Source organism: Curvibacter soli, assembly GCF_029211125.1.
GTDB lineage: Bacteria > Pseudomonadota > Gammaproteobacteria > Burkholderiales > Burkholderiaceae_C > Curvibacter_A > Curvibacter_A soli.
Map to the genome: position 1 here is coordinate 1 of NZ_JARGEN010000076.1, position 14113 is coordinate 14113.

The window sequence follows — 14113 nt, forward strand, 5'->3', positions numbered from 1 at the left end:
GACCACCCCCGCGCCAGTGCTAGCTTTGCGTACCGTCACTTATTGCACTGAAAACGAGGAGACCCCGACACGCATCACACGGGCGGATGGCTTGCTGCTGGGTATTGCGGGGCTGTACGAGCGGCGCAAGGCTGCTGATGGCAGTTGGGCCTACAGCTTCACTATGCTGACGCTGAACGCTGATGCGCATCCGATCTTCAATCAGCTGCATCGGCCGGACCCGAAGCGTCCGGTCGAGCTGCAGGACAAGCGGATGGTGACGATCTTGCCGCGGGGTCTCTATGACGCCTGGCTCGAGGCGCCGCCTGAACAGAGCATGGAGTTCATGCGCATGTTTCCAGCGGATCGCCTGCTTGCTGAGGCGCGCCCCAAAGCGCCTGTGTCGACAGACGCATCCTTACCAGGGTCACCAGACTGACCATAAGACGGAGATGCTATGGACTCCAACAGCAAGTCACTCAGCCGGTTCATTGAGGCGCAAGAGCCTGTTTATGCGGAGGTCAGTGAAGAGCTGGCCGCGGGACGAAAAGAATCGCATTGGATGTGGTTTGTTTTTCCGCAGCTGCAGTCGCTCGGTCGGAGCTCTACGGCCCAGTATTTCGGCCTGGCTGGCACGGCGGAGGCTCTCGCGTACTGGCAGCATCCGGTGTTGGGTTCTCGGCTTAAAGAGTGCTGTGAACTGATCCTCCAGGTCGAGGGCCGTTCGGCCTTTGAGATATTCGGCAGCACGGACGCCATGAAGCTGCGGTCGTCGATAACGTTGTTCGCCGAATCTGCGCCCGAGTCGACCGTCTTCGAGGCAGTACTGCAGAAATATTTCAATGGCCAAAAAGATGCCGCCACACTGGCTGTGCTTAGCCACTGATCAGGCAACCATCCGTTAAGTCAGATAGAGCCTTCCCATGCGGACGAGATGTTGACCCGCAAGTTGCCCCATGCACTGTCGGTGTCGATGCGCGGGTCGTGAATGACCCGTCCGTCGCCGGCAAGAACGTGCAGAATTTCGCCGAGCAGGAACTGATCTGATCGCCGGGCCGCAAGGCCCATTTTCACGACGCAATGCGCGCTGCGACGCCAGCATGCTCGCGCAGCAGGTACAGCAGGCCCCCGCCATCGATCAGCTCAATGGGCTTGTCCTTGGAGAAGTTGTAGGCGTCCGGGCCGTAGCCGCTGGTGCACACCAGGATTCCCTTGTTGGCGCCCTCATTAAGCATCGTGCCGTAGAGATCCCGCACCGCACTGACCCCCACCGTGTCTCGATACCGTTTGGCCTGGATAACCACCTTGCCGCCCAGCACGGGCCGGATGTCGTAGGCCACCGCATCCACGCCGCCATCCTTAGAACTGCGCGTGAGCTTGGTCTCAAGGCCCATCTTGCCGAACAGATTGGCGACCAGGACTTCGAATGCCGACGGCGTCATCTCCAGGAGGTTGGGACGCGACTCCAGCCCCGACAACGCATCGCCTTGGTCGATGAAGCGTTTGTCCACCATGTCGAATTCCACGATGGGTTTGACGGCCTGCAATTCGTCGGGCCTGCTGGAGACCTGAGCGCCCAGGCTGCGCAGGCAGGCCACCTTGTCCACTTTCTCCAGCCGCAGGCTCAGAAACTCCAGTTTGGACGTCCGCACGGAGATCACCGGTACCCGTATGGCTTGCCCGTTGGCCGGGTCGGTCGTATCGACCAGGCCGTTGAAGGTCGCCATCGCAATGGCATTGGCCTGGTCGGCCTCGAAGAGCTCGTGCAGCGTGCGCAGCGTGATCGAAACCAGGATGTCCTGGTAGACCTGCTTGATTTCCGTGGCCTTGCGCGCCTTCGACTCCATGCTGTCGCGCGACTTCACGTAGCGGTATTCCACGTCCTGCGGAACGACCGACACTTCAGGCTGCTCGTACTCCACTACTAGTTCAGATGACTCCGGGTTGTAGGCCACCCGAAACTTCTGCGGAAACCCTTCGGTGGGGTACTCGGAGCGCGCCAGGACCATCTCGTTGTAGGCCACGACTGCCTCTGGCGTCTTATCCCGGTACGCGCTCTGGAGTCCGTCGATTTCTTCGTTGCGGTCTTTGACTTCCGCCTCGAAGCGCTGCTTGCGCTCGTCGTATGCAGCGCGCAGCGGTTTGAGCTGGTCCAACTTGGCTTGCTCGGCCTTGTTGAAGCGGAACACTTCGGCTTCATGTTCTCGGGCGAGTTGGGCCAGCGTGGCTTGGTGCCGCGTCGCCGCGCCGGGAATCAACTTGCGCCAACTGGCCAGAGGCGGAGGAACACTGGGCGCGCGAGGTGCCTGGCTGGGCGCCAACGCTGGCGGCGTCTCGAAACGCTCGAACTTGGTGGACGGTCGCAAGGTGTCGAAATCGATACGGTCGTCCGTGGACAGCGTGTGGGCGAGGATCGACTGCAACTCCTGCATGCGGTCCTGCAGTTCCGCATTCATATCGTCAGTTTCACCGGTCCGGTCCGCCAGGTATTGGGCTTTAGCCTCCTTTTGCATGGCCCGGTCTTCCCGATTCAGCTGCGCCATTGCCATGCGCTGGTGGCGCTCGATCTGGCGTGCCTGGGTCGCCCGCGACCGGATGTCTCTTTGCCGCTCCCGCTCAGAGGCCGCGGCGGCCCGCACCGTAGCCCGCAAAAACCCCTCAAACCCACTGCGTCGACCCATGGATGTCAGATCCTTATCTTTTGTGCGTGAACGTGTGAAACGTAATCAGCTGGGCCTTGTAGGTCGGCCTGGATGAAAGGGTTTGGGCACATGCATAGATAGACTCGCCTGTGCCGTCAGAGCGGACGGATGCCGCGGCAGCCATCGCTGAAAGCCGAGCAACCCCAGAACGACTGGCCTGCCGACGCGCCGCGTCGAGCCACGCGTAAGACCATCGGCTTGGTGCATCGGGGGCAACGCATGGCCGCCGGTTGATCGGTGCCGAAGCCCTGCGCGGGCTCCAACGATCCCACAGGTTCGATGCGCGTCGCATCCGGCCCAACCATCGACGCAGCAGTAACTTTGACGGCGGGCTTGGTGCCGGTCCTGGCCTGCTGCAGCAGCCGCTGCAGGCTGGCGCCGTCGATCAGCTCGATGTTGCGGCCTTCGGCAAAGCGCTCGGCGTCGCGGGTGAAGGTGCCAGATAGAGGTCGCCGCGTGCCCGGGTGCAGGCGACATAAAGCTTGTTCCGCGATAACGCGGTCAGCTGTGGCAAGTTCCCACGCTGGTGCTCTTTCCACAGTGTCGGGTTGAGCACCACACAAACGTCTTGGTAGTGGTCCCGCTCCTTGGATGGCCCGACGGGGCCGCGCGACAAGCGTGCGAACACCCGCGAAGGGCAACACCTTGCAGACCCATGGCATGCATGGTCCGGCCACCGCATATGGCCAGCATTCGATAAATGCCCAGACGCTGCTGCCGTGCATTCGCTTAGCGCAAGAACCAGCGGCCGCCTCAGGGCAGAAACCGCCATCGTAGATCTGACTGCTGCTAGCCCAAACAATTCAAACTACCCTCTGGCCGTGGCCAACCTTTGCCGGAAAACATAAAACTAGGTTTACCGGGGGAACGACGGCGATGTCTGCGCTAGGCGCTGGCAGCGGCGAGCCGTCGCTTGAATTCCCGTTCATGTCGGCGCATGAAGGCTTGTCGATCGCTGCATAGCGGAAGAACAAAATCACCAGTCAAGCCCAGCGATGCGCGTTGCAATTCACTCAATGCGGCGGATGCAATCAGCCTGCCGCTGCCATCGAATGTGATGAGGTAGCGATCAAACAGGGCGTCGAGGTTCGCCGATAGTAGCAATCCATTTTTGGGATCAGTCCGTTCGCAATTGCTTGATGAGCGCCACGGCACGATGTGTGACGCTCGCAATGCTTCCGGCACATCGAGCTTGCTGACGGCACATGCACGGGCAAACTCACCCATCAGATCAGTCCTGAATCTCCCTTGACCCAGACGTGCATCGACCAAGGCCTTGCGTTCTGTTGGGGTCAATGTTTTATCGGCCCAAATGTGCGTGATGTCTTCGGCGATTTCTCCCGCCGTGCCACGCAGTGCTGGCGCCGCGATATGGTCGATTTTTTCGCGCCACTGCTCCAGCATTGACACTGCAGTGGATTCGTCTCGAACGTGTAGGTAGTGCTTGCCCTCGCTTGGATTTAAGTAAATCTGACGCACGTCGATGTCGTGCTGCTCGACGAATTTATCCACGTCGATATCGGGGGGCGCCTCCGCGATGGTTTTCAATCCCTCCTTCTGAAACCGGTACAACATTACGCGCGGATCATTTCTGAGCAACATGCCCGGTGCCCACTGGGCCACGTGAATGCTCGAGTGATAGATTCGAAAAGTCCGGCCGACGGTGCCCGGCCTCGCCAACGGCGTGCGCGTTACATAAAAGCCGAGATTCTCCAAGCGGTCAAAAAACAGGCACATCCTCATAGGTAAGGCTTCTCCGGAGGAGTCGGTGTATCGACCAGCAAACGGAGTTTGCACTGCACCTTGCATCTCCGAAAGACGTTGCCGGAATTTGTCTATCAGTTCCTTGGTGCGCTTCTTTGCCTCGGGCGCCAACTGCATCGCGCTCAAGCCAGTAGAGAGTGCCTCGGCACCGTCGCTCTCCAATTGCTCGAGGAAATATTCCGCTGTGGAAAGGTTCAGCATGCTGGGGCAGGTGTGCCGTTCAAGAGGGCCCGTGCCTGCATTAACGCGGTATAGACACGGTCAACCTCAGGCAAGGAAAGTTTCACAGCCAATCGCGGCCTCTTCCATCGGCGCAACAGCGCCGAATCGGTCCACTTTGGCAATCTGCCAGAGTTCAGGGATGCGGTCCGAGAGTATCGTGTGGCGAGTGCCACTGGTGGGTTTTGGCATAGCAGGTGTTCAAAGGCTGAGAATTCCTCGGCGACGAGTAGGCGTGCCGGGCATGGGTAAAATTATCCACAAGCAACGTCGCGGCTCGGTCGATCTCTGACCTAGATCTTCAACCGTCGTACTTGGCGTAAACGTCGCTGATCGTCTATTGGGCGATGCACTCGAAACTTCGGCTCCGGAAGCTAGCGATCTGTCGCTCGGTACTTATCGGTCGATACCTCGTCAGTGGCGCGCCGGAGGGATTGAGACGCTTCTGCGCCTCGCTACACAGATCGTCCGGGTTGGCTGCTGCCTGAACCTTGGCCGGAACGGCATGGCGGTAATAGCCATCATCGTGCCCCTCACGCGACAACATCGACGGCACCAAGGTCGCCAAAGCGACATGCCGGCTGGCATCGGGATCGCCCGACACACTGGACCGCAGGTCCGGGCGCAATTCGCGCACCATGTGGCGCGCAGCACCTGCTCGCGGTACTTCACCAGTTCAGTCATGCGTTTATGCGCGGCCTGATTCCACTTGTGCCGGGGAAACTTGGTGGGGCCTGTGATCATCCAGGAAATGCACCGGTTGTGGCTGCGCAGCCAGTCGCGGAAGCGGTTGGCGTAGCCGGCACGGTAGCGCGCGATTGTGGCGTCCAGCTGGGCCAGCGTGCCGCCGGCTTGTGCATTCTTGCGGAACACGGCGTAATCGTGGGCCATGGTCTGGGCGTAGTCGGCGCGGTTGTGCGGACCTGAAGACCGCCGGCCCAGCGCCGGGAGACGCGCCGCAGCGACTCTGCCAAAACGCAGTCGACCTGCAGCCGCAGAGGCTGAAAAGCCAGTGCGCGCCGACACCCGTCCTCTGGGAGCACCCATGGGAAACTGCCGCCATGACGACCCATCTCTTCAACATCGGCAAGCCGCCCAACACGGCCTGGTGGCAACAGAACGTCTCACGTGGCGTCCTGACCACTGGCTACCAAAACGAAGTTGATGGGCGCGGGAAAGACGTCCTGCTCGCCATGGCAGAAGGCGACACCGTGATCGCTTACTGCAACGGAAAAGGGTTTGTCGGCATCGGCCTGGTCGGTTCGGCCGACAGCTGGCGGTTCCTTCCGCGGCCACCAGAAGGCTCTCTGTCGGATCACCAGCACGAGAGGGCCATACAGTGGCGCCACATCGTGCAGGACGTTGAAAACGCGGTCACTCCCAGCGCAGCCCGTACCCACCATCCGCGACAGACGAGAGAGGGCAAGGCGGGGCGGATCGCCAGTGGATTGCTGCGCATGGACCTCGTGATCCTGGACGAGCTGGGCTACCTGCCGTTCAGTCAAGCCGGCGGGGCGCTGCTGTTCCATCTGCTTAGCAAGCTCTACGAGCACACCAGCGTGGTGATCACGACCAACCTGGACTTCGCCGAGTGGTCCACAGTGTTCGGCGACGCGAAGATGACCACGGCCTTGCTCGACCGGCTCACCCATCACTGCCACATCGTGGAGACAGGCAACGAGAGTCATCGCTTCCTGCACAGCAGTGCCACGGCCAAGAAGCGCATCAAGGCCAGGGAGCAGGCCCACAAGAGCAGCGCCAAAGCCGACCCAACCGACGCCACCGATTAACGGGCGCCGCGCGTGGCAAGGCGCTGCGGGCTACGCCCTTCGCGCCTTATTACGCGACACCACCATCAAGATGAGGAGGTCAAAGACCGAGGCAAGGACATACACTTATCCACAGCCGACCATCACAGCGTCGGCTTCCACCCCTGGCTCACGATTCAATTGGCGCGGTGGCTCACTTCTACTTCGGCGCGGACACGCATGTCGTCTACCGCAACCAGCGACTAACCCCAGAGATATACTGAGCGTCAAGTACGGTACTCGTCGCAGTATCGCGTCCTATCAGCACCGAACCCAGGCCGTTGGCCCATGGGATTGGTCAAATTTCTGGGCGCGGCAGCGGCCACCCCCAGTTCACACTTCATAGCACCCGTCACAGCCATTTGGTCAGCCGACGGCGGCGCCGTGCGGAAGCCGCTCTGCAGGTTCTGCAAGGCCGGACCGGTGCTCATGAACGGACGCTATCTTGCTGGACGCCACTGAGCGGCATCGCGCTTGACGATGGCATCGAACGCCTCGCCCTTCACCGCGTAGGGCAGAAAGCCCATCGCCACCGTGGCCCGCTGCATTTCTGGATCGCCCACCACCTTGCCCAGCTCATCGATCAGTTTGTCCACAATGGCCTTGGGTGTCTTTGCGGGGGCGAACAGGCCGAACCAAGCCGTCATCTCGGCCCCTTTGTAGCCTGCCTCAGCCACCGTGGGCACGTCGGGATAGTCGCTCAACCTACTGCCGTAAGTCACTGTCAGCGCTCGCAACTTGCCCGCCTTGACGTGCTGCAGGGACTCGCCCGGGAAACCCAGCATCACGTCCACAGTACCGGCCAGCAGGTCCTGCAAGGCGGGTGCATTACCCTTGTAGGCGACTGCTGTCCATTGGATGCCGGCGGTCTTCTGCAACAGCTCGCCCGCCAGCGCATTGACGGTGCCTGGTCCGCCCGACAAAGCCATGTTGACGGCGCCGGGGTGCTGGCGTGAAAAGGTAATCAGCTCTTGCAGATTGGAATAGGGCTTGTTGGGGTTGGCCAACAGTACATAGGTGGTAGCACAGGTTGTCGCCAGCGGCGCGAAATCGCGTACCGGGTCGTAGCGCAGTTCAGGCATGGTCGCCAAGTTGATGGCATGCGTTCCCAGAGTACCTTGCAGCAAGGTGTAGCCATCGGGCTGCGCTCGCGCGACGTATTCAGTGCCAATGGAAGCGCTGGCGCCGGGTTTGTTCTCGATGACGATGGGCTGCCCGAGCGCTACACCGAGCTTGCGCGCGATGAGTCGCGCGTTGTTGTCCGCCGGGCCGCCGGGCGGGAATGGCACCACAAGCGTGATCGGCTTGCTCGGGTAGTCGACCGTGGCCCAAGCTCGTACGCCAACGGACGCTGCCAACGCGCCGACACCGAACGTCAGGGCCTGACGCCGACGTAAGCCACCTGCTCCTGCATCGGACTGCAGCACGGGGTATTCTCGATTCATCACTGTCTCCTTGTCTTGTATGAATTACTGGACAACAAATTCGCGGCGACCTCAGACTGCTGCGCGTACCTGGACGGCAATCTCGCCAATCCCAGCAAATGAGCAAATGATTCGGTCGCCTGGCACCAAGGGGCCGACTCCCTCGGGCGTTCCCGTGAAGAGGATGTCGCCGGGGTTCAGCGTGTAAAAGCGCGAAGCAAATTCGATCAGCGCTGGCACATCGAGGATCAGATCGCTGGTGTTGGCTTGCTGCCTAAGCTCTTCGTTGACCGTCAGGCGAAAGGCGATACCCGCGGGGTCGGGTATTTCATCAGCCGTCACCAGCCACGGCCCAACCACGGAATAGCTGTCGATGGACTTGCGCAGACTGCGCTCCTCGGGGCCGCGCGTGGTCATGTCCAGCCCAACGGCATAACCAGCTACGTGCTCCAGCGCCCGCGCGCGCGGAATGTCGCGTCCGGCCTTGCCAATTACCACGACAAGTTCGGCCTCGTGGTCGTTGCGCCGGTCCGGATGCTTGATTTCCACGCCGGCACTGGGCCCTACCAGAGAGCTGTTGGCTTTGAGGAACAACCCCACCTCGTGAATGGCGGCAACGTGGTTGTTGTGGTGGATTTCGGCTTGGTCGCGGGCTTCTTCCAGGTGCTTCTTGTAGTTGACCGGTGCCGCCACGATCTTGCCCGGATTGGCTACCGGGCTGAGCAGACGAACCTCCGCCAACTCACGCACGGGTGCTGTCGGCGCCAATCGGTTGATTTCGCGCATCACCTGCGTCAAGTTGGAAATTAGCAGGTCATGGGGAGGAAACGGGTAGCGACAGGCTGGCAACACATCAAGCGCCTCCGTTACGTCGCGCAGCTGGTCGCCCTCCACCAAACCTAGTTGGTTGTCGTTAAATCGGCAGATTTTCAAGATGATCCTCCATGTAAAAAGGGTTCAGTCGCCCCGGAGCAGCGCGTTGCCTAAGGCGGCTACGGGAAAAAAGCAGCGCGGTGAAACGCTTGCGGATGATGGGTAACTGCATGGTTTTGCCTATATTTCTGATGGAGCGATGAAAAATCGGTTCCGTCCCTAGACAGGGCGTGCGCGAATAGCCTGAAAGTCAGCCCGCACGGGGTGTCGCTCCAGCCGCTGACCTGCCTTGCTGATCTGGCTCGGAACGTCGTGCCCCACCAGCGCGGGAAGGCGCCGCGCTGCGGCGATCAGGCCGGGCAGGTCAACCCCCGTCGCGTAGCCCATGAGTTCCAGCGCGTGCACGATCTCCTCGGTGCAGACGTTGCCGCTAGCGCCGGGCGCATAGGGGCAGCCGCCCAGGCCGCCGAGCGAGGCGTCGAACCGGTCCACTCCCGCCCCGATGGCTGCCAGCATGTTGGCCAGCCCCATGCCACGCGTGTTGTGGAAATGCAGCGTCAGCGCGGTGTCGGCCCAGCGGGCGCGGAACGCGCGGGCAAGCGCCACCACCTGAGTTGGGTAGGCCATGCCCGTGGTGTCGCACAGCGTGACGCCGCGCACGCCCAGGTCGATGAAGCGCTCCGCCCAGCCGAGCACCTCGGACTCGGGCATGTCGCCCTCTATCGGGCAGCCGAAGCTACAAGAGAGCGAGACATTCACCGCCGTGCTCGCCGTCCGCGCGATCACCTCGCGCAGCGCCGCGAAAGACTGGGTGCGCGTCATGCGCAGGTTGGCGCGGTTGTGCGTCTCGCTGACCGAGAGGACGAGGTTGAGTTCGTCGACGCGCGCGTCGAGGGCGCGCTCCGCGCCTCGCACGTTGGGCACCAGCGCGCTATAGACCGTGCCGGGGCGGCGGCGGATCTCTCGCAGCACCACCTCGGCGTCGCGCAGCGCGGGAATCGCCTGCGACGACACGAAGGCCGTCACCTCGATCTTGGGCAACCCCGCGTCTGACAGCGCATCAACCAGCGCGATCTTGTCTGCCGTGGGCACGAAGGCCTGCTCGTTCTGCAGTCCGTCGCGCATGCCTACCTCCTGCATGTGGATGCGGCGCCCCGCGCCACTCCAGGGCGTCCCCGGTTGCCAGCTCATGCCACTACCGCCGTATCGCGCAGCAGCGCAATCTGTGCCTCGCTAAAGCCGGCCTCGCGCAGCACGACGTCGGTGTCGTCACCCAGGTGCGGGGCGCTGGAACGGATGCTGCCCGGCGTGGCCGAAAGCTTGGGCACGATGCCCGGCACTTCTATCGTGTCGCCGTCGCGCGTGTGCAGCTCCAGCAACATGCCGCGCGCGCGATAGTGCGGGTCTTCGCAGATGTCCTGTGCCGTGTAGACCTTGCCTGCCGGCACGCGCGCGGTGGCCAGCGCATCAAGCACATGCCCCACCGTGCGCGGGCTGGTCCACGCCTGAATGGCGGCATCGATCTCGGCCACGCGGGCGACGCGGCCCGCGTTGCTCGCCAGATCGGGTGCCGCCGCGAGGTCGGCCCTCCCGATGGATTCCATGAGGCGCTTGAAGATGCTGTCGCCGTTGCCAGCCACCAGCACCCACCCGTCCGTGCACGGGTAGGCGTTGCTGGGCGCGATGCCCGGCAACGCGCTGCCTGCGGGCTCGCGCACCGTTCCGAACGCGCTGTATTCGGGAATCAGGCTCTCCATGCAGTTGAATACGGCCTCGTGCAGCGCAACGTCGATCACCTGGCCCTGACCTCCGTTGACGTTGCGGTGATGCAGCGCCGCAAGCACGCCGAAGGCGCCGTGCAGCGCGGCCAGCGTGTCGCCGATGGAGATGCCGCAGCGCACCGGCACGTGGCCGGGCTCGCCCGTGAGGTGGCGCAGCCCGCCCATTGCCTCGCCGATCACGCCAAAGCCCGGCAAGTCGCGGTACGGACCGGTCTGGCCGTAGCCGGAGATGCGCAGTATCACCAGGCCAGGGTTGAGGCGGTGCAGCTCCTCGGGCGACATGCCCCACCCCTCTAGCGTGCCGGGGCGGAAATTCTCAATGAGTACGTCGGCCTCGACGATGAGCCTGCGCGCGATGTCCTGCCCCTGCGCCTGGCGCAGGTCGAGCGCCACCGAGCGCTTGTTGCGCGACTGCACCTGCCACCACAAGGAAGTGCCGTCCTTGAGCATGCGCCAGTTGCGCAGCGGGTCGCCGCCGCCGGGCGGTTCGATCTTGATGACCTCGGCGCCGAAGTCGCCCAGCGTCTTGCCGCAGAACGGGCCGGCGATAAGCTGGCCCATCTCGACCACGCGCACACCGGCAAGGGCTGCAGGGGTGGTAGCTTGCGCTTGCATCGTCATCTGTCTCCTTCATGCAATGGCGGCAATCATCGCGGCACGCACCAGAGGCCGCAAAACGCTGATACGCGACGCTGCCATCGCAATCCGGCATGGCCGGCAAGGATGCCAGTACGATCGGATCCCATGAAACTGGACCCGGTCTCCCTGCGCCTGTTCATCGCCGTCATGGAAGAGAACGCTATCGCCCGCGCTGCCGCACGCGAACACATCGCCCCCTCGGCCGCAAGCCGGCGCTTAGCCGAGCTGGAGGACGTGCTGCACGTGGAGCTGTTCACCCGCAGCAACCGTGGCACCGAGCCCACGGCCGCCGCCTACGCGCTCCTGAACCTGGCGCGCGGCTTACTAAACGACTTGGACGGCATCGCCGCGCAGATGCGCGACTACGGTGTAGGCCTGCGCGGGCACGTGCGCGTGGTGGCCAACATCTCCGCCATCACGCAGTTCCTGCCCGGGGACCTGCAGCGCTTCCTGGCGCGGCACCCACAGGTGGACGTGCGACTGCAGGAGCAGATCAGCACTGCAATCGCGCGCTCGGTGGCGGAAAACGCTGCCGACGTGGGCCTGCTCAACGACGGACACTACGGTGAGCGCGTCACGCTGCTACCCTACCGCCGCGACGAACTGGTGCTGGTAGTACCCGCGGGGCACGCCCTGGCCCGCAGGCGCAGCGTGCAGTTCGCCGAGGCGCTGGCCTACGACTTCGTAGGCGCGCACCCTGGTAGCGCCATCAACAATCGACTAACTCAGGCTGCCGGGCAGGTCGGCATGCCATTGAGGCTGCGCATCCAGGTCACTGGCTACGACGCCATGTGCCTCATGGTTGCCTCGGGCCTGGGCGTGGGAGTGCTGCCGCGCGGCAGCGCCCAGCTATATCGGGGCACTCTGGCCATACGGGCCGTGACACTGGTCGAGCCCTGGGCCGAGCGCCGCCTCATGCTGTGCGTGCGGGCTTACGAATCACTCTCCAACGTGGCTCGGCTGCTAGTGGATCACCTGCGCCAGCCTGGCACCTCAGACGGGGCCGCCACATAAGCTTCTGCGAGCGCTATACGCACCGCCGATTAGCGTCGCCATGCTAAAGCGATCATCCGCACCTCGCGGCGCACTGATCTCGCCCTTTGTTCCGTGGCTGCGCACTCCGGAATGAAGAGTCACATACAGCGCATGGGCGAGTATTTGCGCTTCCGCAGCGCGATTGGGCGCACCTCTCGGAGCTAGCGATCCTGGGCACTACTCGTCGATGGATGCAATAGGTCGAAGAGGCGCCAGCGTTGCGCGAAGGATGGCGGCCAGCACCATGAACGCCGTCGGAAAAGGACAACGGCCACGACAGATGAACGTATTCGTCCGGCCAAGGCATCTTGATCAGCGACCGAGCCGGTTCAACGGAACTCGAAAGCCTCTGCATGCAGACGCCCGCGCGCAACGCCCGCCTTGCGCAGCCGGGACCTGAGGGCATCGGTCATTGGCTTCGGACCGCACAGGAAGTAATCACGCTGACCCAGTTCCCCCGGCCAAGCCTGCTGGATCAATGGAAGGTCAGCAAACTCCCCTTGCTCGGAAAACCGCGTGAGCAAGCTGACATTGCCCAGTTCCGCCACACGTGTCTTCAACTCGCCCAGGAAAAGTGCATCCCGCTCGTTGCGCGCCGCATAGACGAGCAGTATCTGGCGGGGGTCGCCTGGCTGCATGGCGCGCAACATCGACAGAAAGGGCGTTAACCCGATGCCACCGGCCACCCACACCTGCTGGTTGCCGGCGCGGGCGCTGTCGAACTTGCCATAGGGCCCACGCACCAGCACCGCACCCCCAGGCTGCAGCTCGTCTCGCACCTTGCGCGTCCAGTCGCCCAGAACCTTGATGGTGACGCGCAGGCGTTGCTCCCCTGGCGCGCTGGAAATCGTGAAGGGGTGCGGCTCCTTCCAGCCTTTGCCCTGGACCTCAACGAAAACAAACTGCCCCGGCAGGAAATCCATCATGGCGTGTTGAGGCTTCAGCACCACCTCGGTCGCTCGCTCCAGCGGGCGCACGGCCTCAATGGTGAAGGGCAACGCAGTGCGCCGGTTCATGCCGGCCACAGAGTACAGACATGCCAGCACGCCGGTCACCGCTGCGGCCATCAGCATCAGCCCGGAGGGACGGGACCGGTCGAACAGAACCACCGGCGCGGTCATGAAATGGCCGACCGCCAGCAAGTAGACCAGGCCCATCATCTTGTGCGTCGGCCGCCAAGTCGAGTACCTGATCTTGCGGTTCAGCGCCACAAACAGACCAATCACGAGGAATGCGAGCGCGAGCATGCCCATCGGCGCCGAGGGCACTGTGGCATTGCCAACGACTGCGGCATCAACCGGAATCTAATTGGGCACCAAAAAAGAAGTGCACCAACACGATCAGCGCGGTCAAGACCCCCATCACGCGATGCACCTGGTACAAGCGATCCAAACCCCCAAAGAGGTTTTCCAACGCGGGGGCGCGTGTGGACAGCAAGATGACCATCGTCATGAGCAGGAAGGCAACGCCGCCCAGGAGCGTGGGGCCCAGCATCTGCGGGCCATACGCCTCGGACGAGAATCCGAAGTGGAGAACGGTGAACAAGAGCAGTACACCGACCACAGCAAAAACGCCTTGCCTTTGAAACATTACAAAATCCTCCGATGTGAAATGTGCTGGATGCGCAACGCTTAAAGGGCTCGCGATGCCTGGGGACGTCGCAGCCGGCCCTTCATCCGTAGACCATCGCGCATATTGAGACCCAGCAGGGTGATGTTCACAGCGCCTGCCACCAGCTCAAGTGCCTGTACAGCATAGAAAACGCTATCAAACTCACCCGCCCGCGCCTTGGAGGCCAGGTACAGGGCTGAGGGGATGAGGATCGGGGTCTCCTCGTTTTCAGTGCAATAAGTGACGGTACGAAAAGCTAGCACTGGCGCGGAGGTGGT

14 protein-coding genes and 2 pseudogenes are annotated in these 14113 nt (G+C 62.6%); 4 read left to right on the forward strand and 12 right to left on the reverse strand.

Annotated features, from left to right (window positions below; genetic code table 11):
• Together PY257_RS15295 and PY257_RS15300 are read left to right on the forward strand one after the other, a co-directional pair.
• Nucleotides 1-418: SOS response-associated peptidase family protein (locus PY257_RS15295; RefSeq protein WP_275743395.1), on the forward strand; the 418-nt coding region annotated here is incomplete at its 5' end.
• Nucleotides 419-436: 18 nt separating this feature from the next.
• Complete coding sequence (locus PY257_RS15300) at nucleotides 437-865, forward strand: DUF1810 domain-containing protein (protein ID WP_275743397.1); 429 nt, start codon at nucleotides 437-439, stop codon at nucleotides 863-865.
• A 20-nt stretch (nucleotides 866-885) separates the two neighbouring features.
• Here PY257_RS15300 and PY257_RS15305 read toward each other — a convergent pair whose 3' ends face one another.
• From PY257_RS15305 to PY257_RS15325, 5 genes are all read right to left on the reverse strand, one after another.
• On the reverse strand, nucleotides 886-1053 hold the full coding sequence (locus PY257_RS15305; RefSeq protein WP_275743399.1) for a hypothetical protein: 168 nt from the start codon (nucleotides 1051-1053) through the stop codon (nucleotides 886-888).
• Nucleotides 1050-2660 carry a restriction endonuclease gene (locus PY257_RS15310; protein WP_275743401.1) on the reverse strand — a complete coding sequence of 537 codons (1611 nt, stop codon included), beginning with the start codon at nucleotides 2658-2660 and terminating at the stop codon, nucleotides 1050-1052. The genes PY257_RS15305 and PY257_RS15310 overlap by 4 nt, the downstream gene beginning before the upstream one ends.
• Before the next feature lie 116 nt (nucleotides 2661-2776).
• The gene (locus PY257_RS15315) at nucleotides 2777-3220 is read right to left on the reverse strand and encodes a hypothetical protein (protein WP_275743403.1); all 444 of its coding nucleotides are present in this window, start codon (nucleotides 3218-3220) and stop codon (nucleotides 2777-2779) included.
• 346 nt (nucleotides 3221-3566) lie between these two features.
• On the reverse strand, nucleotides 3567-4646 hold the full coding sequence (locus PY257_RS15320; protein ID WP_275743405.1) for an HNH endonuclease: 1080 nt from the start codon (nucleotides 4644-4646) through the stop codon (nucleotides 3567-3569).
• A gap of 432 nt (nucleotides 4647-5078) precedes the next feature.
• On the reverse strand, nucleotides 5079-5555 hold the full coding sequence (locus PY257_RS15325; RefSeq protein WP_275743407.1) for a hypothetical protein: 477 nt from the start codon (nucleotides 5553-5555) through the stop codon (nucleotides 5079-5081).
• A gap of 530 nt (nucleotides 5556-6085) precedes the next feature.
• Here PY257_RS15325 and PY257_RS15330 point away from each other — a divergent pair.
• Nucleotides 6086-6454: pseudogene (locus tag PY257_RS15330) on the forward strand (ATP-binding protein); the annotation flags it as partial.
• Nucleotides 6455-6912: 458 nt separating this feature from the next.
• Here PY257_RS15330 and PY257_RS15335 read toward each other — a convergent pair.
• The 4 genes from PY257_RS15335 to PY257_RS15350 all read right to left on the reverse strand — a co-directional run bounded on the left by PY257_RS15335 (nucleotide 6913) and on the right by PY257_RS15350 (nucleotide 11171).
• Nucleotides 6913-7917, reverse strand: a complete 1005-nt coding sequence (locus PY257_RS15335; RefSeq protein ID WP_275743409.1) for a Bug family tripartite tricarboxylate transporter substrate binding protein — start codon at nucleotides 7915-7917, stop codon at nucleotides 6913-6915.
• Between the two features lie 51 nt (nucleotides 7918-7968).
• On the reverse strand, nucleotides 7969-8829 hold the full coding sequence (locus tag PY257_RS15340) for a fumarylacetoacetate hydrolase family protein (protein WP_275743411.1): 861 nt from the start codon (nucleotides 8827-8829) through the stop codon (nucleotides 7969-7971).
• 159 nt (nucleotides 8830-8988) lie between these two features.
• On the reverse strand, nucleotides 8989-9960 hold the full coding sequence (locus PY257_RS15345) for a hydroxymethylglutaryl-CoA lyase (protein WP_275743413.1): 972 nt from the start codon (nucleotides 9958-9960) through the stop codon (nucleotides 8989-8991).
• The gene (locus PY257_RS15350) at nucleotides 9957-11171 is read right to left on the reverse strand and encodes a CaiB/BaiF CoA transferase family protein (protein ID WP_275743415.1); all 1215 of its coding nucleotides are present in this window, start codon (nucleotides 11169-11171) and stop codon (nucleotides 9957-9959) included. Before PY257_RS15350 ends, PY257_RS15345 begins: the two co-directional genes overlap by 4 nt.
• 123 nt (nucleotides 11172-11294) lie before the next feature.
• On the opposite strand from PY257_RS15350, the gene PY257_RS15355 reads away from it, so the two are divergent.
• Nucleotides 11295-12203 carry a LysR family transcriptional regulator gene (locus tag PY257_RS15355; RefSeq protein ID WP_275743416.1) on the forward strand — a complete coding sequence of 303 codons (909 nt, stop codon included), beginning with the start codon at nucleotides 11295-11297 and terminating at the stop codon, nucleotides 12201-12203.
• Nucleotides 12204-12553: 350 nt separating this feature from the next.
• Here the strand turns inward: PY257_RS15355 and PY257_RS15360 are convergent, their stop codons facing one another.
• The 3 genes and pseudogenes from PY257_RS15360 to PY257_RS15370 all read right to left on the reverse strand — a co-directional run.
• The gene (locus PY257_RS15360; protein ID WP_275743418.1) at nucleotides 12554-13471 is read right to left on the reverse strand and encodes a ferredoxin reductase family protein; all 918 of its coding nucleotides are present in this window, start codon (nucleotides 13469-13471) and stop codon (nucleotides 12554-12556) included.
• Between the two features lie 46 nt (nucleotides 13472-13517).
• Nucleotides 13518-13814, reverse strand: a complete 297-nt coding sequence (locus PY257_RS15365; RefSeq protein ID WP_275743420.1) for a ferric reductase-like transmembrane domain-containing protein — start codon at nucleotides 13812-13814, stop codon at nucleotides 13518-13520.
• A 41-nt stretch (nucleotides 13815-13855) separates the two neighbouring features.
• Nucleotides 13856-14113 (reverse strand): annotated as a pseudogene (locus tag PY257_RS15370) (hypothetical protein); the annotation flags it as partial.

Excerpts from the sequence above, each read along its gene's own strand:
- PY257_RS15345 (WP_275743413.1), bottom strand. The coding sequence starts at position 9,960 with ATGAGCTGGCAACCGGGGACGCCCTGGAGTGGCGCGGGGCGCCGCATC.
- PY257_RS15320 (WP_275743405.1), bottom strand. The coding sequence starts at position 4,646 with ATGCTGAACCTTTCCACAGCGGAATATTTCCTCGAGCAATTGGAGAGC.
- PY257_RS15350 (WP_275743415.1), bottom strand. The coding sequence starts at position 11,171 with ATGACGATGCAAGCGCAAGCTACCACCCCTGCAGCCCTTGCCGGTGTG.
- PY257_RS15310 (WP_275743401.1), bottom strand. The coding sequence starts at position 2,660 with ATGGGTCGACGCAGTGGGTTTGAGGGGTTTTTGCGGGCTACGGTGCGG.
- PY257_RS15325 (WP_275743407.1), bottom strand. The coding sequence starts at position 5,555 with ATGGCCCACGATTACGCCGTGTTCCGCAAGAATGCACAAGCCGGCGGC.
- PY257_RS15355 (WP_275743416.1), top strand. The coding sequence starts at position 11,295 with ATGAAACTGGACCCGGTCTCCCTGCGCCTGTTCATCGCCGTCATGGAA.
- PY257_RS15335 (WP_275743409.1), bottom strand. The coding sequence starts at position 7,917 with ATGAATCGAGAATACCCCGTGCTGCAGTCCGATGCAGGAGCAGGTGGC.
- PY257_RS15360 (WP_275743418.1), bottom strand. The coding sequence starts at position 13,471 with ATGCTCGCGCTCGCATTCCTCGTGATTGGTCTGTTTGTGGCGCTGAAC.
- PY257_RS15365 (WP_275743420.1), bottom strand. The coding sequence starts at position 13,814 with ATGTTTCAAAGGCAAGGCGTTTTTGCTGTGGTCGGTGTACTGCTCTTG.
- PY257_RS15300 (WP_275743397.1), top strand. The coding sequence starts at position 437 with ATGGACTCCAACAGCAAGTCACTCAGCCGGTTCATTGAGGCGCAAGAG.